The organism is Sphingobium boeckii, from assembly GCF_014199215.1.
GTDB lineage: Bacteria > Pseudomonadota > Alphaproteobacteria > Sphingomonadales > Sphingomonadaceae > Sphingobium_A > Sphingobium_A boeckii.
On record NZ_JACIJC010000002.1, the window covers coordinates 21,344 to 40,058 of the forward strand.

General features: G+C 63.4%; 19 protein-coding genes. 14 read left to right on the plus strand and 5 right to left on the minus strand.

Annotated elements, in window-relative coordinates; genetic code table 11:
- Positions 1–102: 102 nt before the first annotated feature.
- From FHS49_RS05210 to FHS49_RS05230, 5 genes are all read left to right on the plus strand, one after another.
- A complete protein-coding gene (locus tag FHS49_RS05210) occupies positions 103–1,497 on the plus strand; it encodes an efflux transporter outer membrane subunit (protein WP_184016085.1) in 1,395 nt (464 codons plus the stop codon).
- Positions 1,494–3,104, plus strand: a complete 1,611-nt coding sequence (locus FHS49_RS05215; RefSeq protein ID WP_184016087.1) for an efflux RND transporter periplasmic adaptor subunit — start codon at positions 1,494–1,496, stop codon at positions 3,102–3,104. The genes FHS49_RS05210 and FHS49_RS05215 overlap by 4 nt, the downstream gene beginning before the upstream one ends.
- On the plus strand, positions 3,094–3,795 hold the full coding sequence (locus tag FHS49_RS05220) for an ABC transporter ATP-binding protein (protein ID WP_184016089.1): 702 nt from the start codon (positions 3,094–3,096) through the stop codon (positions 3,793–3,795). Before FHS49_RS05215 ends, FHS49_RS05220 begins: the two co-directional genes overlap by 11 nt.
- On the plus strand, positions 3,795–5,003 hold the full coding sequence (locus FHS49_RS05225) for an ABC transporter permease (RefSeq protein ID WP_184017303.1): 1,209 nt from the start codon (positions 3,795–3,797) through the stop codon (positions 5,001–5,003). Before FHS49_RS05220 ends, FHS49_RS05225 begins: the two co-directional genes overlap by 1 nt.
- Before the next feature lie 131 nt (positions 5,004–5,134).
- Positions 5,135–5,521 (plus strand): RcnB family protein, encoded by a 387-nt coding sequence (locus tag FHS49_RS05230; RefSeq protein WP_184016091.1) that lies wholly within the window; start codon positions 5,135–5,137, stop codon positions 5,519–5,521.
- 43 nt (positions 5,522–5,564) lie between these two features.
- On the opposite strand, the gene FHS49_RS05235 is transcribed toward FHS49_RS05230, so the two are convergent.
- From FHS49_RS05235 to FHS49_RS05255, 5 genes are all read right to left on the minus strand, one after another.
- Positions 5,565–5,960, minus strand: a complete 396-nt coding sequence (locus FHS49_RS05235; RefSeq protein ID WP_184016093.1) for a type II toxin-antitoxin system VapC family toxin — start codon at positions 5,958–5,960, stop codon at positions 5,565–5,567.
- Positions 5,960–6,202 carry a type II toxin-antitoxin system Phd/YefM family antitoxin gene (locus FHS49_RS05240; protein WP_184016095.1) on the minus strand — a complete coding sequence of 81 codons (243 nt, stop codon included), beginning with the start codon at positions 6,200–6,202 and terminating at the stop codon, positions 5,960–5,962. The genes FHS49_RS05235 and FHS49_RS05240 overlap by 1 nt, the downstream gene beginning before the upstream one ends.
- 51 nt (positions 6,203–6,253) lie before the next feature.
- Positions 6,254–7,657 (minus strand): nitronate monooxygenase, encoded by a 1,404-nt coding sequence (locus FHS49_RS05245; protein WP_184016103.1) that lies wholly within the window; start codon positions 7,655–7,657, stop codon positions 6,254–6,256.
- A 68-nt stretch (positions 7,658–7,725) separates the two neighbouring features.
- A complete protein-coding gene (locus FHS49_RS05250) occupies positions 7,726–8,850 on the minus strand; it encodes a glycosyltransferase (protein WP_184016105.1) in 1,125 nt (374 codons plus the stop codon).
- The gene (locus tag FHS49_RS05255; RefSeq protein ID WP_184016107.1) at positions 8,850–9,710 is read right to left on the minus strand and encodes an alpha/beta fold hydrolase; all 861 of its coding nucleotides are present in this window, start codon (positions 9,708–9,710) and stop codon (positions 8,850–8,852) included. Before FHS49_RS05255 ends, FHS49_RS05250 begins: the two co-directional genes overlap by 1 nt.
- A 37-nt stretch (positions 9,711–9,747) precedes the next feature.
- Here FHS49_RS05255 and FHS49_RS05260 point away from each other — a divergent pair, with 37 nt between their 5' ends.
- From FHS49_RS05260 to FHS49_RS05300, 9 genes are all read left to right on the plus strand, one after another.
- The gene (locus tag FHS49_RS05260) at positions 9,748–11,154 is read left to right on the plus strand and encodes a protein adenylyltransferase SelO family protein (RefSeq protein ID WP_184016109.1); all 1,407 of its coding nucleotides are present in this window, start codon (positions 9,748–9,750) and stop codon (positions 11,152–11,154) included.
- Positions 11,155–11,195: 41 nt separating this feature from the next.
- A complete protein-coding gene (gene astD, locus FHS49_RS05265; protein ID WP_184016111.1) occupies positions 11,196–12,611 on the plus strand; it encodes a succinylglutamate-semialdehyde dehydrogenase in 1,416 nt (471 codons plus the stop codon).
- Positions 12,612–12,673: 62 nt separating this feature from the next.
- Positions 12,674–13,462 carry a uroporphyrinogen-III C-methyltransferase gene (gene cobA, locus FHS49_RS05270; RefSeq protein WP_184016113.1) on the plus strand — a complete coding sequence of 263 codons (789 nt, stop codon included), beginning with the start codon at positions 12,674–12,676 and terminating at the stop codon, positions 13,460–13,462.
- Positions 13,459–13,755, plus strand: coding sequence for a DUF2849 domain-containing protein (locus FHS49_RS05275; RefSeq protein WP_184016115.1), 297 nt, complete (start codon positions 13,459–13,461; stop codon positions 13,753–13,755). The genes cobA and FHS49_RS05275 overlap by 4 nt, the downstream gene beginning before the upstream one ends.
- 117 nt (positions 13,756–13,872) lie before the next feature.
- Positions 13,873–15,504, plus strand: a complete 1,632-nt coding sequence (locus tag FHS49_RS05280) for a nitrite/sulfite reductase (protein ID WP_184016117.1) — start codon at positions 13,873–13,875, stop codon at positions 15,502–15,504.
- Positions 15,497–15,922, plus strand: a complete 426-nt coding sequence (locus FHS49_RS05285; RefSeq protein WP_184016119.1) for a DUF934 domain-containing protein — start codon at positions 15,497–15,499, stop codon at positions 15,920–15,922. Before FHS49_RS05280 ends, FHS49_RS05285 begins: the two co-directional genes overlap by 8 nt.
- 101 nt (positions 15,923–16,023) lie before the next feature.
- Positions 16,024–16,794 (plus strand): phosphoadenylyl-sulfate reductase, encoded by a 771-nt coding sequence (locus FHS49_RS05290; protein WP_184016121.1) that lies wholly within the window; start codon positions 16,024–16,026, stop codon positions 16,792–16,794.
- Positions 16,795–16,886: 92 nt separating this feature from the next.
- The gene (locus FHS49_RS05295; RefSeq protein ID WP_184016123.1) at positions 16,887–17,921 is read left to right on the plus strand and encodes a D-alanine--D-alanine ligase family protein; all 1,035 of its coding nucleotides are present in this window, start codon (positions 16,887–16,889) and stop codon (positions 17,919–17,921) included.
- Positions 17,918–18,715, plus strand: a complete 798-nt coding sequence (locus FHS49_RS05300) for an NTP transferase domain-containing protein (RefSeq protein ID WP_184016125.1) — start codon at positions 17,918–17,920, stop codon at positions 18,713–18,715. Before FHS49_RS05295 ends, FHS49_RS05300 begins: the two co-directional genes overlap by 4 nt.

An 18,715-nucleotide genomic window follows, 5' to 3' on the forward strand; every position in this document is an offset into this window, starting at 1 on the left:
GCGCTTAAATGGGATTGCGGCAGGGACTAGTCAGGGCGTGCGCGCTGCGCAAGCGTCGCGGTTTTCATTTAGCGTTCAGGCGTGTTCGGAGTGTTCAAGGACGTGCGTAGACAGTTGATCCTCTCCCTTGGCCTGATCGCGCTGACCGCGGGATGCGCCGCGGGCCGCGACTATGCCGCGCCTGCCGCCCTCGATCTCGGCCTTCCTGAGGGCTATACCCGCGGCGGCGGCGAACCCCTGGCCGATGCCGATCTCGCAAGTTGGTGGACCCGTTTCAACGAACCCGCGCTTGATGCGCTGGTGCAAAAGGCGATCGCCGCCAATCTGGATATCGCCCAAGGTACGATCCGGCTGCGGCAGGCGCGCGAATCGCTGGTTCAGGCGCGCGCCGGCTATTTGCCGCAGGTGAGCGGGTCCGCTGGCACCGGTCGTAATTTCGATAGCGATGCCGCGGATCGCAACAGCTTTTCGGTCGGCGCTGACGCATCCTGGGAAGTCGATCTGTTTGGCGGCATCGGCCGTTCGGTCGAAGCCGCGCGCGCCGATCTGCAGGGCGCCGGCTATGATCTCGCTGCGGTGCGCACCGCGATCATCGCCGAACTGGTGACCAATTATATCCAGCTTCGCCAGTCGCAGGAGCGTCTGCGGATCGCGCGCGAGACGCTCGAGATTGCGGATGACACTCTCCAGATCACCGGCTGGCGCATCCAGGCCGGGCTGGTCTCCTCGCTCGATCAGGAGCAGGCGCGCGCCAGCCGTGCCAGCACCGCCGCGTCCATCCCCACGATCGAAACGACGCTTGCCGGATCGCTTAACCGGATTGCCGTGTTGACCGGCGACGCCCCCGGCGAATCGACCCGCGCGCTTGAGGAAGCCCGCGACATTCCGGTTCCGCCGCTGGATATCGCCAGCGGCATCCCCGCCGATACGCTGCGCCAGCGCCCCGACGTCCGTGGTGCGGAACGCACGCTGGCGGCGGCGACCGCGCGGATCGGCGTGGCGCAGGCCGCTCTCTATCCGTCGCTCGGCATCAGCGGTAATATCGGCACCAGCGCGCTGTCCCTCGGCAGCCTGGCCGATACGATCACCGGCGGCCTCTTCGCCGGCCTGACCCAGACGCTATTCAATGGCGGACGCCTGCGATCGCAGGTGCGTTCACAGGAAGCCGCGGCGGACGGCGCGTTCGCGGCCTATAAGCAGACCGTGCTGACCGGGCTTGAGGATGTGGAGAATGCACTCGTCGCGCTCGACGCCGCGCAGGAGCGGCTCGACCAGTTCGTGATCGCGCTCGACGCTTCGAACAATTCAGCGATCCTGGCGCGCAGCCAGTATCGCGCGGGGCTGACCGATTTTCAGACGCTGCTGCAGGCGGAGCAATCCTTGCTGTCGTCGCGCGACGGCCTGGCCTCCGCCAAGGCGGCGCAGGCGCAGGCGGTGGTGCAGCTTTACAGCGCACTCGGCGGCGGATGGCAGACCATGGATGGAAAACCCGAATGACTGAAGACACGACCCCTCCAGCCACCGACCTGGACGATTTCCTGGGCGTGAAGCCGCAAAAGCCGTGGCGCAAATGGGCGGTGCGCGGCGGCATTGCGCTCTCGTTGATCATCATCCTGCTTCTGCTGGCGCGCTGCTTCGGCGGCAGCGAGGAACCCAATTACAGCACGCGCGAGGTGCGCCGCGGCGATCTGACCGTCACCGTGTCTGCCACCGGCAATCTGAAGCCGGTCAATCAGGTGGATGTCGGTTCGGAGCAATCGGGCAAGATCACCCAGGTCTATGTCGATGTGAACGATCGCGTGACCAAGGGGCAGAAGCTGGCCGAACTCGATATTCGCCGTCTGCTCGATACGATCACGCAGAATCAGGCGCAGGTCGCTTCGGCGGACGCCGGCGTGGCGCAGGCCGAGGCCGGGGCGGCGCTCGCCAGGGCGACGCTTGAGCGGCAGGAGAGCGTTTTCAAGATTTCAGGTGGCCGCGTTCCCTCCAAGACCGAACTTGACAGCGCCCGCGCCAATTATCGTCAGGCTTTGGCCGCGGTGCGGTCTGCACAGGCGCAGACGCAGGTATCCCGTGCGCAGCTTTCCACGGCGCAGACCAATCTGAGCATCGCCCAGATCGTGTCTCCGGTCACCGGCGTCGTGCTGTCGCGCGATATCGAGCCGGGGCAGACCGTGGCGGCGTCGTTCAACGCCCCCGTGCTCTTCACCATCGCCGAGGATCTGACGCAGATGGAGGTCGAGGTGTCGGTGGACGAAGCCGATGTCGGTCAGGTGAAGGATGGCCAGAGCGCGACCTTCACCGTTGACGCTTTTCCCGGCCGCAGCTTTCCCGCCATGGTCACGCGCGTGAATGTCGGCTCGAACGCCGCCAGCAGTGCATCGACAACCACGACCACGAGCACGACGGGCACCGTGGTCGCCTATACGGCCGTCCTTTCGCTCGACAATGCGGATGAAATGCTGCGTCCCGGCATGACCGCCACCGCGAGCATCGTGACCAAGCAACTCGCCAATGCGCTGCTTGTGCCCAATGCGGCGCTGCGCTTCACACCCAGCCAGGGCAGTGCCAAGAGCGGCGGCATCACCAGTTCGCTCATGGGGCCGCCACGCCGCGGCAATCGCGCCACGCGCGAGGTGAGCTTCGGTGCCGGCAGCCGCCAGACCGTCTATGTGATGGGTGAAGACGGCAAGCCGCAGGCGGTCGAGGTCACCGTCGGCGATAGCGACGGCTCGCGCACCGCGATCACCGGCGGCGATCTGAAGGAAGGCATGAAGGTCATCACCGGCCAGTTGGCAGCGGGGCAAAGCGCACCTGCCGAGGATCAGGCCGATACGGCGGGCGACAAGCGCGGACAAGGCAAGCCGCCGGCTGGCAACGGCATGGCACCGGCGGCTCCATCCCCTGCCGGCAATGCCGCAGCAGTCGCACCGGGCAGGAGCGCCGCCGAAAACGCCCAGGCGGCGGACAAGGAGCGGATGAACGGCATGACGCCCGATCAGCGGCGCGCCTATTTCGACAGTCTGCCGCCCGCGCAAAAGGCCGAGATGCAAAAACAGGGGGCGCGCGCGTCCAGCGGAGCGGCTGCGGCCAATGCTGAATGATCCCATCATCACCATGCGGGGCGTTACCAAGGTCTATGGCGAAGGGCCGACCGCATTCCAGGCGCTGAAGGGCGTCGATCTCGAGATCGAACGTGGCGATTTCGTCGCGGTGATGGGGCCGTCGGGTTCGGGCAAATCGACCACGATGAACATCCTGGGCTGTCTCGACGTGCCAAGCGCCGGCGAATTCCTGTTTCACGGCCATCATGTGGAGCGATTGGACCGCGATCAGCGCGCGCTGCTCCGCCGCAAATATCTGGGTTTCGTCTTCCAAGGCTTCAACCTGCTTTCGCGCACGACCGCGCTGGAGAATGTCGAACTGCCGCTGCTATACCGTGGCGATGAGCGCAAGGCGCGACAGGAAGCGGGTCTGGCGGCGCTGGACAAGGTGGGCCTCAAACCCTGGTGGGATCACACGCCCGCGGAATTGTCAGGCGGGCAGCAACAGCGCGTGGCGATTGCGCGCGCGATCGTGACCCAGCCCGATTTGCTGCTGGCCGACGAGCCCACCGGCAATCTGGACAGTGAACGGTCGATCGAGATCATGGAATTGCTGACCGATCTCAACCAGAATAGCGGCATCACCGTGCTGATGGTCACCCACGAACCCGATATGGCGGCCTTTGCCCGCACCATCATCCATTTCCGCGACGGCGTGGTCGAAAGCATCGAAAAGGGAGCGCGCGCGTGATCATCGGCACCACGGTCACGCTGGCCTTCCGCGCGATCATGCGTCACAAATTGCGCTCTTTCCTCACGACATTGGGCATCATCATCGGCGTGGCCGCGGTGGTCACCATGGTCACGCTGGGCAATGGCGCGACCGCATCGGTCAAGGAATCGATCAGCAGCCTGGGCGCCAATATCCTCCAGCTTCGCCCCGGCCAGGGTTTCGGGCGCGGCGGCGGCGGCCCGCGCCCGCCCGATTTCGATCCGGATGACGTGACCGCCATCGCCCAGCAGATCACCGGCGTGCGCGCCGTGGCGGCGCAGGCGCAAAGCTCCGGCACCGCGATTTACGAAGGCAATAACTGGAGCACCACGGTCAACGGCACCACCGCATCCTATTTCGAGGCGCAGCAATGGGCGCTGCAATCGGGCCGGCTGTTCATGCCCGAAGAAGAGGAAGCGGGGAAATCGGTATGCATCATCGGCAGCACGCTGAAAAATAATCTCTTCAAGCAGGAAGACCCGCTGGGCAAGCAATTCCGCATCAAGGGCGTAAGCTGCCAGGTGATCGGCATTCTCGCCACGCGGGGCCAGGGCGGGTTCGGCAATGATCAAGATGACGTGGTCGTGATGCCGATCAAATTCGTGCAGCGGCGATTCACCGGCAATCGCGACGTGAGCATGATCATGATCGCGGTCGATGATGCTTATGAGACATCCGCCGTCCAGTCCTCGCTCGAAGGCATGATGCGCGAGCGGCGCAACATCAAGCCGGGCGATCCGGACAATTTCAACGTGTTCGACACTAAGCAGATTTCGGACACGCTGACGGGCACCACCACGATGCTCACCCAGATCGTCACCGCGGTGGCCGGCATCTCCCTCCTCGTGGGCGGGATCGGCATCATGAACATCATGCTCGTGTCCGTGACCGAACGCACGCGTGAGATCGGCATCCGCCTCGCCATCGGCGCGGTGGCGAGCGAGGTGCTGCTGCAATTCCTGGTCGAGGCGATCGTGTTATCCTGCCTCGGCGGGCTGATGGGGCTGTTCCTCGCGCTGATTGCCACCGCCATAGCCGCGCCGCTGATGGGCGTGCCTTTCCTGTTCGATGTCAGAATCAACGTAATCGCATTCGCCTTTTCGGCGGCGATCGGGGTGGTTTTCGGCTATTTCCCCGCCAAGCGTGCCGCCGCGCTCAATCCGATCGATGCACTCCGGCACGAATGACATGAACGGCTGTTCAGCAAATTAGGACAATTTGCGACCATTTCGAACCCGTTCCGGCACATCTGTGTTACATGCAGACGCCATCTTCCAGGTGTCGCCACTGATGGCGGCACGAGATAAGGAAGATGGTCATGAAGAAGTTTCTCATCGCCGCGATCGCCGCATCGGTCATCGTCACGCCAGCGATCGCAGCCCCCGGATACGGGAATCAGAACAATCAGCGCACAGTGGTCAAGCAGGTCGATCGCGGTCCCAATCGCACGGTCACCACCAAGAAGGTGGTCAAGGTCAGCAAGCAAAAGCCCCAGCGCGTGGAATATCGCAAATGGAGCAAGGGCCAGAAGTTCGATCGTCGCTATGCCCAGAATTACCGGCAGATCGACTATCGCCAATATCGCCAGCAGCGACTCTACAGCCCGCCCCGCGGCTATCAGTGGGTTCAGTCCGGCAATGACGCCGTGCTGATCGGCATCACCAGCGGGATCATCGGTGCCGTGATCGGCGGCGTGCTCCGCTAAAATATCGAAGGCCTCCCCGGATCATGTCCGGGGAGGCCTTCATCTAAATGAGCAAAATGCCATCATCATAAGCCGCCACCTGACGATCATGGGTGATCAGCCTGAGCGGCTCCGCCATCGCCTGCGCGATCAGCATTCGATCGAACGGATCAGCATGAAGCGCGGGGAGGTCGCCGGCCGCTACGGCATGGTCAGCGGTAATCGGCAACATCTCAAAGCCGGCCTGCCCGAAATAAGCGACGGCATTGCCGGCGCTGACGGGCATATCATCCTTGTGCCCCCGCGCGAGCGCATGTTTGATGGCAATTTCCCAGATGGTCGCAGCACTGATAAAGATGCGGTTGTCGGCATGACAGATCATATCGGCGGCGTGCTTCGCCAAGCGTGGATCGTCCAATATCGCCCACAGGGCGACATGCGTATCAAGCATCAACCGCATCAGCTTTTGCCCGTGAAGATTCCGGCAATGGCGGCGTTGTCCCGGTCGATATCATCCGGAAGGATAAACTTCCCCTTGGCCACGCCAAGGCGCTTTCCCGCAACTTTTGCGCCGATGGCCACCAGCTTGGCGGCGGGGCGACCGTTGCGCGCAATCACGATTTCGGCTTCGGCACCGCTCTCCACGGCTTCGACGAGCCGGGAAAGATTCGATTTCGCCTCGAGCATGTTCACCGTGGGCATCGCCCAATCCTTAGCCAGACTTAGCTAAGGTAGCGCACAGCCCGGAAAATCTCAATCCCCCGTCAGGATCCGATCCACCAATTGCTTGACGCTCGGCACGAAGCCGTTGGAATAGAACGGATCCTTCTTGAAATTATATGCGCCATGGCCGGCGAACATCAGATTCTCGTCGATCTCGCCGCCATGGGCGATGTCCTGCAGCGTCTTCTGGATGCAGAAGCTGCGCGGATCGGCCAGACGTCCGGTGGAATTGGTGTCCGTATCCATCCAGGCGGAGAAGGCGCACTGGCTGAGGCACCCCATGCAATCCGCCTGATCCTTGCGGATGATGCCCTTTTCCTCGGTATCGACGAACACCAGCGTGTTGTCGGGCGTCTTGAGCGCATCGGTAAAGCCCAGGCCATGCCATTCGCGGGCGCGCAGCAGATCGTTCCGCGTGACCCACATATGCTTGCCCTTCACCCCCACATCGAGCTGGAACTGATGATCGCCCGCGGCTTCGGTGGAAAAGGCGATCTGGCGTTCGGAGCGTGATTCCAGATTGCGCAAAAAGGGATTGCGAACGGCGGATGAATAAAAACCCGTCGGCGAGAAACGATGGAGCAGGATGTCGCCCTCGTTCAACTCCATCAGCGCATTCTTCCAGCCCTCCGGAATCGGGCTTTCCTTAGTGAGCAAGGGGCGCGTGCCGAATTGGAAGGCGATCGTGCCAAGCTCGGGATTGTCGATCCAATTGTCCCAATCGCGCAGGAACCACACGCCGCCGGCCATCACGATCGGCACGTCATCGGAAATGCCGCCCTCGCGCATCGTATCGCGCAGCGCTTTCACACGGGGATAGGGATCCTCCGGCTTCAAGGGATCTTCGGCATTGGACAGGCCATTATGCCCGCCCGCCAGCCAGGGATCTTCGTAAACCACCGCTGCCAGCCATTCGGCCGCCTTGGAATAGGCGCGCTTCCACAGCGCCCGGAAGGCGCGCGCGGAACTGACGATGGGCAGATAGCTGACCTCATAGGATGCAGCGATCTCGCTCAGCTTATAGGGCATCCCTGCGCCGCATGTGACGCCGGCAACCATGCCGCGGGTGCGATCCAGCACGCCGTGCAGGATGCGCTGGGCACCGCCCATTTCCCACAGCACATTGATGTTGATCGCGCCCCTGCCGCCGGCAATCTCATACGCGCGCTTCACCTGTTCGACCGCACCTTCGATGGCGTAATCGATCAGTTCCTCATGCCGCTCGCGCCGGGTGCGGCTGCGATAGATTTGCGGGATGATCTTGCCTTCGGGATCATAACTGTCCGCATTCACGGCGGAGACCGTGCCGATCCCCCCCGCGGCGGCCCAGGCGCCCGAACTCATGTGATTTGTCGCGGCGACGCCCTTGCCGCCTTCCACCAGCGGCCAGACTTCGCGGCCGCCATAGTTGATGGGTTTAAGACCCTTGAACACCGAATTGAACTCCTCAGGAATGGGGGCGCTATACCAACATAAGCGGGAAATGCGTGGAAAAAATCAGCTCAGCCGCTGAAACGGGCGCTCTGGCCGAGGGCGGCCCCGTAAAGGCGGGCATAGGCAGCGATCATGACGCTTTCGTGATAATCCGCACGGGCCTTGATCTGGTTGGCAGCACCGATCCTCAGCCTCAGATCACGATCGTCCGACAAGGCAGCCAGCGCGGCACCGATATCCTCGCCGATCAAGGGCCGGTTTTCGGGGGCCACCATCGCCATCACATCGCCCACATCCGGCGATACCACGGGCAATCCCGCCGCCATCGCCTCCATCACGGCAATTGGACATTGCTCGCTGCGGGACGATAAAGCGAAGATATCGAACAGCCCCACATAACGCTCCGGCCGTGCTACGAAACCGGGCATATGGACCCGCGCGCCGACGCCCAGCCGCGCGGCCTCGCCCTCGATCATCGTGCGCTCCGGCCCTTCGCCCACGATTACCAGCCGTGCGCGATCGCCCTGCCCCGCAAAGGCGCGCACCAGCCGTGGCAGATCCTTGACGGAGCGTAGACCGGCCATGGTGCCGATCACCAGATCGCCCTTTCTCCGCGTGAATCCCGGAATGGCGTCCAGCCGGGGCGACCGGCCATAAGGGGTCACATCGATTCCATTGCTGATTCGGTGGATGCGATAGTCGGGCTGTTTCCAGGTCTTGCGGGCGATCGCTTCCAGTTTCTGCGAGGGCACGACCAGCGCCTGCGCGGCGGGCAGCGCGATCCGGCGGAACAGATTGCGGTCTCTCTTCAGGCCATCGGCCTCGTCCGCATTGAAACCATCCTCGTGATGGATCAGCGGCGGGGTGCCTTTGGTGAACACCCGCCGCGCCATCACCGTGTCCATCGCGCCCCAATTATACGTCAGCACCAGATCGAAGCGCCGCATGTAGCGCGCCAGGGCGTCATAGCGCTTGACCGACGGCGTGCCGGTGAGCGGCGGCGCGTGTTGGGGAAATTCCACCTGAATGCCCGGCGCGATCGCCGTGCGCGCATCCAGAGCCTCCGGCACGCCACTGACGATGCTGTGTCGCGCCTTGTCCCCAAAAGCATTCATCAGCCGCACCGCGCGGGCTTCCTTGCCGCCAAGGCTGAATGACGAGTGGCAATGCAGGATATGGACCGGCCGGCTCATCAGGGCTGGAGCGATCCCAGAAAGCGGTCGATCGCGCGCGCTGCGGCGGGCTCGTCCAGCGTCGGCGTATGGCCGGTCTCGGGCACCGTGACCAGTTTGGATCCCTTGACGCGCTTTTTTACTTCGGCCGCGGTCGTTTCGGACAGAATGTCGGACAATGCCCCGCGGATCATCAGCAGCGGCACCGTCTTCATCGCCTCGATCGCCGGCCACAGATCCACGCCCGCCTCGCCACCCGGCAAGCGGAAGGGTTCGGCGATCTTGCTATCATAATCGGGCACGATGCGGCCCTTGGCGTTGAGCTTGTAAAGCTGCTTGGCCATGCGCAGCCAGTCTTCCAGATCATAATCGGGATAGACCGCGGCATTGACCTCGCCGAGCGTGCGCGCCGCGTGCACCCAGGTGGGCCAGGCGCTGCCGCGCCCGACATAGCCGCGGATCCGGTCCAGCCCCTTTTGCTCGATCACCGGCCCCACATCGTTCAGGATCACGCCCGCAACTCGCGCCGGGCCGGTCGCGGCGAGCAGCATGGAGACGATGCCGCCCAGCGACGTGCCGATCATCACGAAGCGGTTCAGCGCCAGTTCGGCGATCAACCGCTCCAGATCCTGCGCATAGGTGAGCGGCACATAGGTCATCGGATCCTTGGCATAAGCGCTTTCGCCGCGCCCACGCAGATCGACGCAGATCACGCGACGTTCGCCCGCCAGTCGGGCGGCAACCCCCTCGAAATCGCGCGCATTGCGGGTGAGACCCGGAATGCAGATCACCGGCGGCTGTGCATCCGAACCCGGATAGTCGCGGTAATGCAGGCGAAGGTTGTCGCCCGACCACCAATATCCGTCGTCATATGCGGCCATGGTTGCGCCTTTGCTGTTTCCACCCCCATATCGCGACATGATCACATCCCCGCAAGCACCTCATTTCCACGCCGAACGCACGATCCTCGCACTGGGTGACACCATGTTCGATCCCGTGGACGCCGCGGATTTTCCGCAAACCATCCTGCGCTTCCGCAACGATCGCGCGGCGGCCTCCGTGGGGCTGGACAGCCTGAGCGACGCCGCATGGATTGCGCATTTCGGGCGCTTCCAGCCGCTGGCCGGTAGCCTCGATCAGCCGCTGGCACTGCGCTATCACGGGCATCAGTTCCGCGTTTACAATCCCAATCTTGGCGACGGGCGCGGTTTTCTGTTCGCGCAGATGCGCGACGGGGCCGGACGGCTGATGGATCTGGGCACCAAGGGATCGGGCCAGACGCCGTGGAGCCGCGCCGGCGACGGGCGCCTGACGCTGAAGGGCGGCGTGCGCGAGATTTTGGCCACCGAAATGCTCGAAGCGCTGGGCGTGGAAACATCCAAGACATTCTCGCTGATCGAAACCGGGGAATCGCTCCAGCGCGGCGACGAACCCTCCCCCACCCGCTCCGCCGTGATGGTGCGACTGAGCCATGGCCATATCCGAATCGGCAGCTTCCAGCGCCTGGCCGCGCTCCGCGATGTGGATGGGATGCACCGGCTGATCGCTTATGTGCTGAAGCATTATTTCGATGACGAGCCTGGTCAGGACGGTGCGGCGCGTTTGCTGGCGCATGTCGCGCGGCGCACCGCCCGGCTCGCCCCGTCTTACATCGCTGCGGGATTCGTGCATGGCGTGCTCAACACCGACAATATCAACGTCTCGGGCGAGAGTTTCGATTATGGTCCCTGGCGTTTTACACCTTTTTACGATCCCGCCTTCACCGCTGCCTATTTCGATCATCAAGGGCTTTACGCCTTTGGCAGGCAGGCGGAGGCGATCCACTGGGACACCGTGCAACTTGCGGTCGCGCTGCGACTGGTGGCGGACGCCGAGGTGCTGGTGCCGGCGCTGGAACATTTCGGCGGCGATTATGAGGATGGCCTGATCGACCGACTGCTGTGGCGGCTTGGCGTCAAACCCAGGGAACGCGCTGAAAACAAGGCGCTTGTTGGTGCGATAGAAGGCGCGCTGATGGCCCAGACTGTTCAGATCGACCGTTTTTTCTTCGATTGGAATGGTGGAAAGCGCCGAGGATCTTCGCCCGCCGAAGCCGCCTATGAAGCCGAACCGTTTGCCGATTTCGTCGCCGCGGTGGCGAACTTCGCACCCGCGAGAAGCAGCGATCATCCCTATTGGTGCGGCGCGATGCCCTGTTCGATGCACATCGAAGATGTGGAATCCATCTGGGCGGGCATTGCTCAAGCCGATGACTGGTCAGCGCTCGAGGCCAAGGTGAGTGCAATCCGCCATATGGGCGATGCCATGCGGGTTGACCTGCCATGATGGATGGTGCTGGAGAGGCGCTCGTCTCTTTGGGAAAGACCATGACCAGCCCCGAAATCACGTCCTTTGAGCCCGCGACCGGCGCTACATTGTGGCGCGGCACGGTGGGCGATGTCGATGAGGAGGTCGCGATCGCGCGGGCGTCCTGGGCCGCTTGGGCCTCCCAGCCGCTGGCCGTGCGCACCGAAACCATGCGTCGCTTCGCCAATGTCGTCCGATCGCGGGCGGAAGCCTTTGCCGATCTGATCGCGCGCGAAACCGGCAAGCCGCTGTGGGAAACCCGCACCGAGGTGGAGGCGGTGGTCAACAAAGTGGAGATTTCGCTCTCATCCTATGGCGAGCGCACGGCGCAGCGCCGTTTGGAGGGCGCGATGGGCGCGCGCACCGCGGTCAGGCACAAGCCGCATGGCGTGCTGGCCGTGCTCGGCCCCTATAATTTTCCCGCGCACCTGCCCAATGGCCATATCGTCCCCGCGCTGATCGCGGGCAATGCCGTGGTGTTCAAGCCGTCTGAAAAAACGCCCGCATCGGGTGCCTTTCTCGTCGATTGCTATCATGCCGCCGGTGTGCCCACCGGCGTGATCCGCATTCTGATCGGCGGTCCGGCCGAGGGCAAGGCATTGGCCGCGCATGAGGATATCGACGGGCTGCTTTTCACGGGATCGGCCGCCACCGGCATCGCGCTCAACCGGCAGTTCGCAGAACGTCCGGACAAGATCCTGGCGCTGGAACTGGGCGGCAACAATCCCATCATCGTCTGGCACGCCACCGATCTTCACGCCGCCGCGATCGTGGTGGTGCAATCCGCTTTCATGAGCGCGGGCCAGCGCTGCACCGCCGCGCGCCGCCTGATCGTGGAAGATGGCAAGGAAGAGCCCTTGCTGCGCGAAATCGGCAAGCTGGTCGATCGCATCATCATCGGCGAGCCGCACAGCAAGCCCGAACCTTTCATGGGGCCGGTGATTGACAATGAGGCGGCCGACCATCTGCAGGATAATTTTCTTTCGCTGATGATGAAGGGCGGCACGCCCTTCCGGCGGATGGACCGCCCGATCGAAGGGCGCCCCTTCCTTTCGCCAGGCATCATCGACGTCACCGAAGTGGCCGACCGCCCCGATGTCGAATTGTTCGGGCCGCTGCTGCAGGTGATCCGCGTGGCCGATTTCGATGCGGCGCTGAAGGAAGCGAACAATACGCGCTTCGGCCTCGCCGCCTCGCTCATCGGCGGCAGCCCCGCGCTCTACGACAGTTTCTGGGCGAACATCCGCGCGGGCGTGGTCAACTGGAACCGGCCGACCAATGGCGCACCGTCCAACGCCCCGTTCGGCGGCGTCGGCTTTTCGGGCAATCACCGCCCCAGCGCCTATTATGCTGCGGATTATTGCGCTTATCCGGTCACGTCGTCCGAATCCGATCAGGCGCGCGCCTCGATCGGAATCGGGCTGCGGGATAGTTGAACTAACTTACCGGCAAAAAACCCTGCTTTGCGTTTTCCGCAGGAAACCGCCATCTGCGCTTCATGGACGACAAATTGCGTGATTTTGTCCCCGGCACCGTGGCTCTTGTGGGCGCCGGCCCCGGCGATCCCGATCTTCTGACGGTGAAAGCCGTGCGCGCTTTGTCGTGCGCCACATTGGTCGTGCATGACGGACTGGTGGATGATCGAATCCTCGCGCTGGCCCCCGCCAATGCGCGCCGCATTTCCGTCGCCAAGAGCCGCGCGCGCCATACGCTCGCGCAGGAATCGATCAACGCATTGCTGGTGGCCGAAGCGCTCGGCGGCGCGATGGTCGTGCGGCTGAAGGGCGGCGACCCCTTCATTTTCGGACGTGGCGGCGAAGAGGTCGAGGCCTGCCGCCAAGCGGGCATTCCCGTTCAGGTCGTGCCCGGCATTTCCGCGGCGATCGGCGGCGCGGCGGAAGCGATGCTGCCGCTGACGCATCGCGAACTTTCCAGCGCGGTCAGCTTCGTGGCCGGCCAGTGCAAGGGGCTGACCGATCAGGACTGGTCCGGCCTCGCCGGCAAAGGCCGCACGCTGGTCATTTACATGGGCGTCGCCACGGCCGATCAGATTGCGGACAAGTTGATCGCCGATGGCGTCTCGCCCGATATGCCCGTGGCCGTGCTCGAAAAGGCCGGACGCCCCGATGCGCGCGCGCTGCGCACGCTGCTCACGGATCTGGGCGGCATGATCGCGCGCGAAAAGGTGAAAAGTCCGGCGCTGATCGTGGTGGGCGATGTGGTGTTGCGGTCCGACGCCGATGACCGGCTGGCCGCATTCGCGAAACGGGTTGAGGGGGTAAAGTGAAGATCCTGACGGGCAATGATCTGGCATCCGGCGATGTCGTGTGGTGGACGGGCGAAAGCTGGTCCCGCCATGTGGAGGATTCTGTCGATGTGAATGAGCATGGTGAGGCCATCGCCCGCGCCGAGGAAGGCGCACGCCGCGTCAACGTCCCCTATGTGATCGAAGCCCAGGCGACGCCCGAAGGCCCGCGTCCCGCGCATATCAAGGATCGCATCCGCGCGCTCGGCCCCACGATCCGACCCGATCTCACGCTTAAACCGGCCGACCCCGATGCCGGAAACTGGGTGATCTGATGCGTTTTCTGATCCACCCCATTTCGTTGGTGTCGAGCGAAGTCGAGACACGCCTGTCGCAGGGACCGACATCCCTCGACTACGCTCGGGACAAACGGGCTGAGAGAGCAATCTGACATGTACCAATATGACACATATGACCAATCCGCCGTCGATGCCCGCGTCGAGGAATTTCGCGATCAGGTCGCCCGTCGCCTGTCCGGCGCGCTGAGCGAGGATCAGTTCAAGCCACTGCGCCTGATGAACGGTCTCTATCTCCAGCTTCATGCCTATATGCTGCGTGTGGCGGTGCCCTATGGCACGCTGTCAGGCCAGCAGATGCACATGCTGGCGCATATCGCGCGCAAATATGATCGCGGTTACGGCCATTTCACCACCCGCCAGAATATCCAGTATAATTGGATCAAGCTGGATGAAGCGCCCGATATCCTTGCGGAATTGGCCACGGTGGAAATGCACGCGATCCAGACGAGCGGGAATTGCATCCGCAACATCAGCTCGGATCAATATGCCGGTGCCGCGGCGGACGAGGTGGCGGATCCCCGCCCCTGGGCCGAATTACTGCGCCAGTGGAGCAGCTTCCACCCCGAATTCAGCTATCTGCCGCGCAAGTTCAAGATCTGCGTGATCGCCTCCGCTGAGGATCGTGCGGCGATGCGCCTGCATGATATCGGCATCGAGCTGGTGAAGCGCGATGGCGTGCTGGGCGGCCGCATCTTCGCCGGTGGTGGCATGGGCCGCACCCCGATGATCGCACCGGAAATCAAGGATTTCGTGGCGGCTGACGATCTGCTGAGCTATCTCGAAGCCGCTCTGCGCGTGTATAACCGCCACGGCCGTCGCGACAATATCTACAAGGCGCGCATCAAGATCCTGATCCATGAGATTGGTGCGAAGGAATATAAGCGTCAGGTCGAGGAAGAGTTCGCGCATGTGAAGACGCTCGGCATCGATCCGCCGCTGGCCGAATTCGATCGCATCGCCGCCTTCTTCGCGCCGCCCGCATGGGAACAGGGACTGAGCGACGATCTCGATCTCTCCGATCCCGATTTCCGCCTCTGGGTCGACCAGAATGTGATCGCGCACCAGACGCCGGGTTATGCGATCGCGAACATCAGCCTGAAGCCGATCGGCGGGATTCCGGGCGATGCGTCGGCGGACCAGATCGATCTGATGGCCGATCTCGCCACACGCTACAGCTTCGATGAATTGCGTGTGACCCATGCGCAGAATATCGTGCTGCCGCATGTGAAGAAGGCCGATCTCTACACGATCTGGCAGGCGCTGGACGAAGCGGGCCTGGCCACCGCCAATCTCGATCTGATCAGCGATATCATCGCCTGCCCCGGCCTCGATTATTGCAGCCTGGCCAATGCGCGCTCGATACCGCTGGCACAGAAAATCGGCCAGCGTTTCGCCGATCCGGAGCGTCAGCGCGATCTGGGCGAATTGAAGCTGAAGATCAGCGGCTGCATCAATGCCTGCGGCCATCATCACGCCGGGCATATCGGCATTCTCGGCGTGGACCGCAAAGGCACGGAGAATTACCAGCTTCTGTTCGGCGGATCGGGCGCGGAAGACGTCTCGCTCGCCAAGATCATCGGCCCCGGCTTCTCCGAGGACGGTGTGGTCGATGCGATCGAGAAGGCGACCGACGTCTACAAAGCGCTGCGCACCGATGGCGAGCGCTTCGTCGATACCTATCGCCGCGTCGGCATGGACCCGTTCAAGGAGGCCATTTATGGGTGATCCCCTCACCTTTCGCACCGATGGCGCGCATGAAGAGCCTGCCGTGACGCTGGACTCTTTTCTCGATCAGTCCAACGCCACCGCCGTGCGGCTCGAGCCGGGCGAGGATGCGCGCGCGCTGCTGCCCTATCTCGATCGCCTTGCGCTGGTGGAAGTGGCCTTTCCCGCCTTTCGTGATGGCCGCGGCTATTCGGCGGCGCGGATCCTGCGGGAATCCGGTTATACGGGCGAATTGCGCGCGCAGGGCGACGTGCTGGTCGATCAGCTCGCCTATATGCGCCGCTGCGGCTTTGACAGTTTCGCCCCTGAAAAGCCGCTCGATCCCGCCGTCGTGAAGACATCGCTCGAACGCTATGAGCATCCTTATCAGGCGACCATCGATGGGCGGGCACCCATATGGAAACTCCGTCATGGCTGAGCCTCACAGATTTCCGGTCATCCCGAGCGCAGTCGAGGGAACTGGTGCAGGGGACAAACGTGTCTCGACTTCGCTCGACACAAACGGGTTTGGGGACTCTCATGGCTGACCCCGTGCGCGTGCGTGATCTGATCGATGTGCGTCCGCGCTTTACCACCGCGGATGCGATCCGGCTGAACAACATGTTTCGCGGCGTCGAGACACAGGATATGCTGAACACGCTGCTGCGCGAACATATGCTGGGCGACGCCGCCGTGGTCTCCTCTTTTGGCGCGGAATCGGCTGCTTTGCTGCACATGATTGCGCAGGCCGATGCTTCCACGCCCGTGCTGTTCCTCGATACCGGCAAGCATTTTCCCGAGACGCTGGCTTATGGCGGCGATCTGGCCGAGCGACTGGGGCTGACCGACCTGCGCATCCTGACACCCGATCCCGAAACGATCGCGAAGAAGGATGAGACGGGTCTGCGCTGGTCCTATGATCCCGATGGCTGCTGCGAGATCCGCAAGGTGATCCCGCTGGAAAGGGCGCTCGCGGGGTTCGATGCCTCGATCACCGGCCGCAAGGGTTTCCAGTCCGCCACGCGCGCCGGCCTGCCCCGTTTCGAGCTGGATGGGGACCGGCTCAAGGTCAATCCGCTGGCAAGCTGGAGCAAGGCCGATATCGAAGCCTATTTCGTGACGCATGATCTGCCGCGGCATCCGCTGGTGGCCGAGGGCTATCCCTCGATCGGCTGCGCGCCCTGCACTTCGCGCGTGCAGGCAGGCGAAGATGCGCGTTCCGGCCGCTGGCGCGGGTGGGATAAGGTGGAGTGCGGTATCCATACGCCGGTCGCCGATCCGGACGATCCGGCGAACCAGCCGGTCTTCTGACAGGCGCATTGTCATAACCGGGCCATGGTCGCGTCATCATCCTGACACAGCCCCGTCCAACCCACGTCACGCCCGCCGGTTAGACCGGCGTCATGATCAACCAACGCGAATCCATGCGCCTGCCCGCCGCGGCCAAGGCGGACCTCACCATCATGCTGCTGGCCAAGCACGCCTGCAGCGACGGCGGCAAGGATGCGCTGGATGGCAATCACGCGGTCTATCACCATGAATTGCGCGAGACGCTGCGCGCCATCGGCCTCAATGTGGTCGTGGCCGACAGCTATGAGGCCGTGATCGCGCGGCCCGAGGCGGATTTCGTGATTCCCTTGCTCAATCGCGGCGGCTTTCAGAATAGCGAGATGCTGGCACCCCTGCTGCTCCAGCGCCACGGCCTGCCCTTTCTGGGCGCGAGCCCGATCGTGCGCGGATTCACCGATGACAAGCATCTGAGCAAAGTGGTTGCGCGTCATGCCGGTGTGCCGACGATGGATTGGCAGATTCACCGGATCGGCGGCCTCCAGCCCGGCGCCCCCGCTTTCGCCTGGGAGCGGCTGGTGGTGAAGCCCAATGCCTCCTCGGCAAGCTGGGGCATCCGCGTCGTCGATAGCTGGGCGGAGGCCCATGCGCACATCGCGTGGCTCCATCGCGAGGGCCATGACGTGATCGTCGAGCCCTGGGTGCCGCTGATCGATATCGCGCTGCCCGTGGTGGGCGGTGCCAATGGCCCCTGGATGCTTCCACCCATGGCCTATCTTCCCGAAGATCCCACGCATCTGCGGTCCTATGAAGAAAAGCGCGCGCTGACCGGGGACACCAGCAGCGAAGATCCGCTTTCGCCGGTCGAGGATCCGCTGCTGCGCCAGATGCTGGAAGCGCACGGCCGCCGACTGCTCGCCGAAATGTGGCCGTTCGATTATGGCCGGTTCGAATTTCGCTTCGATCCCGCCACGGGCGCGCTGCGCTTCATGGAGGTCAATCTTTCCTGCAATCTCTGGTCGAAAAAAACGATCTCCCGCTCCGCCGCCACGCTGGGCGTGGATCATGCCGAACTGGTGGAGAGCATCGTCGCGCACAGCCTGGAGCGGCAAGGTCTGCTGACCGACAGGCGTGAGAGCATCGCGGCATGAGCGTGACCGCGCTTATCCTGGCAGCGCAGCGCGAGGGGCGGATCGATCCGCTCGCCGCCGCTTTCGGCGTCACTCACAAATGCGTCGTCCCCATTGCCGGCCGGCCGCTGATCGCTCATGTGATCGACGCGCTGGCCGCATCTCCGGCCATCGGCGAAATCCGCATCTCGATCGATGATTTCAGCGTGATCGAAACGCTGCACGATGTGGCGCGGCTGATCGCGCAGGGCCGGGTGAAGCTCATCCGATCGCGCGCGAACCTGGCCGACAGCGTCATCGAAAGCCTGGTCGGTGCCCGTTATCCGGTGCTGGTGACCACGGCGGACAATGTGCTGCTCACCCCTGCAGCCATCGCGCAGATCGCGCACGATGCTGCGGACGCCGATATCGGCGTCGGCTTTACCCGCCGGGAGGCGGTGCTGGCCGCGCATCCGGACGGACAGCGCAAATTCTACAATTTCTCCGAAGGCGGCTATTCCAATTGCAACAGCTATTGGATCGGCAGCGCGGGCGCGCTCTCGGCCACCCGCGTGTTCCGGCAAGGCGGCCAGTTCGCCAAGCATCCCGCGCGCATCCTGCACGCCTTCGGCCTGATCAATCTCATCCGCTTCCGCTTCGGGATCGGCACGCTTGAGGCCGCTTTCCAGCGCTTTTCCCGCCGTTTCCGATTGAACATCCGACCGCTGATCCTGGAGGATGGCGCGGTTGCGATCGACGTCGACAATATCCGCACCCATGGCGTGGCGGAGGGGCTGCTCATCGCGCGGACCGAAGGTTTGCGGCAGGCCGCCTGA

Coding starts and splice junctions, on each gene's coding strand:
- FHS49_RS05215 (WP_184016087.1), top strand. CDS start 1,494: ATGACTGAAGACACGACCCCTCCAGCCACCGACCTGGACGATTTCCTG.
- FHS49_RS05220 (WP_184016089.1), top strand. CDS start 3,094: ATGCTGAATGATCCCATCATCACCATGCGGGGCGTTACCAAGGTCTAT.
- FHS49_RS05230 (WP_184016091.1), top strand. CDS start 5,135: ATGAAGAAGTTTCTCATCGCCGCGATCGCCGCATCGGTCATCGTCACG.
- FHS49_RS05235 (WP_184016093.1), bottom strand. CDS start 5,960: ATGCGGTTGATGCTTGATACGCATGTCGCCCTGTGGGCGATATTGGAC.
- FHS49_RS05240 (WP_184016095.1), bottom strand. CDS start 6,202: ATGCCCACGGTGAACATGCTCGAGGCGAAATCGAATCTTTCCCGGCTC.
- FHS49_RS05250 (WP_184016105.1), bottom strand. CDS start 8,850: ATGAGCCGGCCGGTCCATATCCTGCATTGCCACTCGTCATTCAGCCTT.
- FHS49_RS05255 (WP_184016107.1), bottom strand. CDS start 9,710: ATGGCCGCATATGACGACGGATATTGGTGGTCGGGCGACAACCTTCGC.
- FHS49_RS05260 (WP_184016109.1), top strand. CDS start 9,748: ATGATCACATCCCCGCAAGCACCTCATTTCCACGCCGAACGCACGATC.
- astD (WP_184016111.1), top strand. CDS start 11,196: ATGACCAGCCCCGAAATCACGTCCTTTGAGCCCGCGACCGGCGCTACA.
- cobA (WP_184016113.1), top strand. CDS start 12,674: ATGGACGACAAATTGCGTGATTTTGTCCCCGGCACCGTGGCTCTTGTG.
- FHS49_RS05280 (WP_184016117.1), top strand. CDS start 13,873: ATGTACCAATATGACACATATGACCAATCCGCCGTCGATGCCCGCGTC.
- FHS49_RS05285 (WP_184016119.1), top strand. CDS start 15,497: ATGGGTGATCCCCTCACCTTTCGCACCGATGGCGCGCATGAAGAGCCT.
- FHS49_RS05290 (WP_184016121.1), top strand. CDS start 16,024: ATGGCTGACCCCGTGCGCGTGCGTGATCTGATCGATGTGCGTCCGCGC.
- FHS49_RS05295 (WP_184016123.1), top strand. CDS start 16,887: ATGATCAACCAACGCGAATCCATGCGCCTGCCCGCCGCGGCCAAGGCG.
- FHS49_RS05300 (WP_184016125.1), top strand. CDS start 17,918: ATGAGCGTGACCGCGCTTATCCTGGCAGCGCAGCGCGAGGGGCGGATC.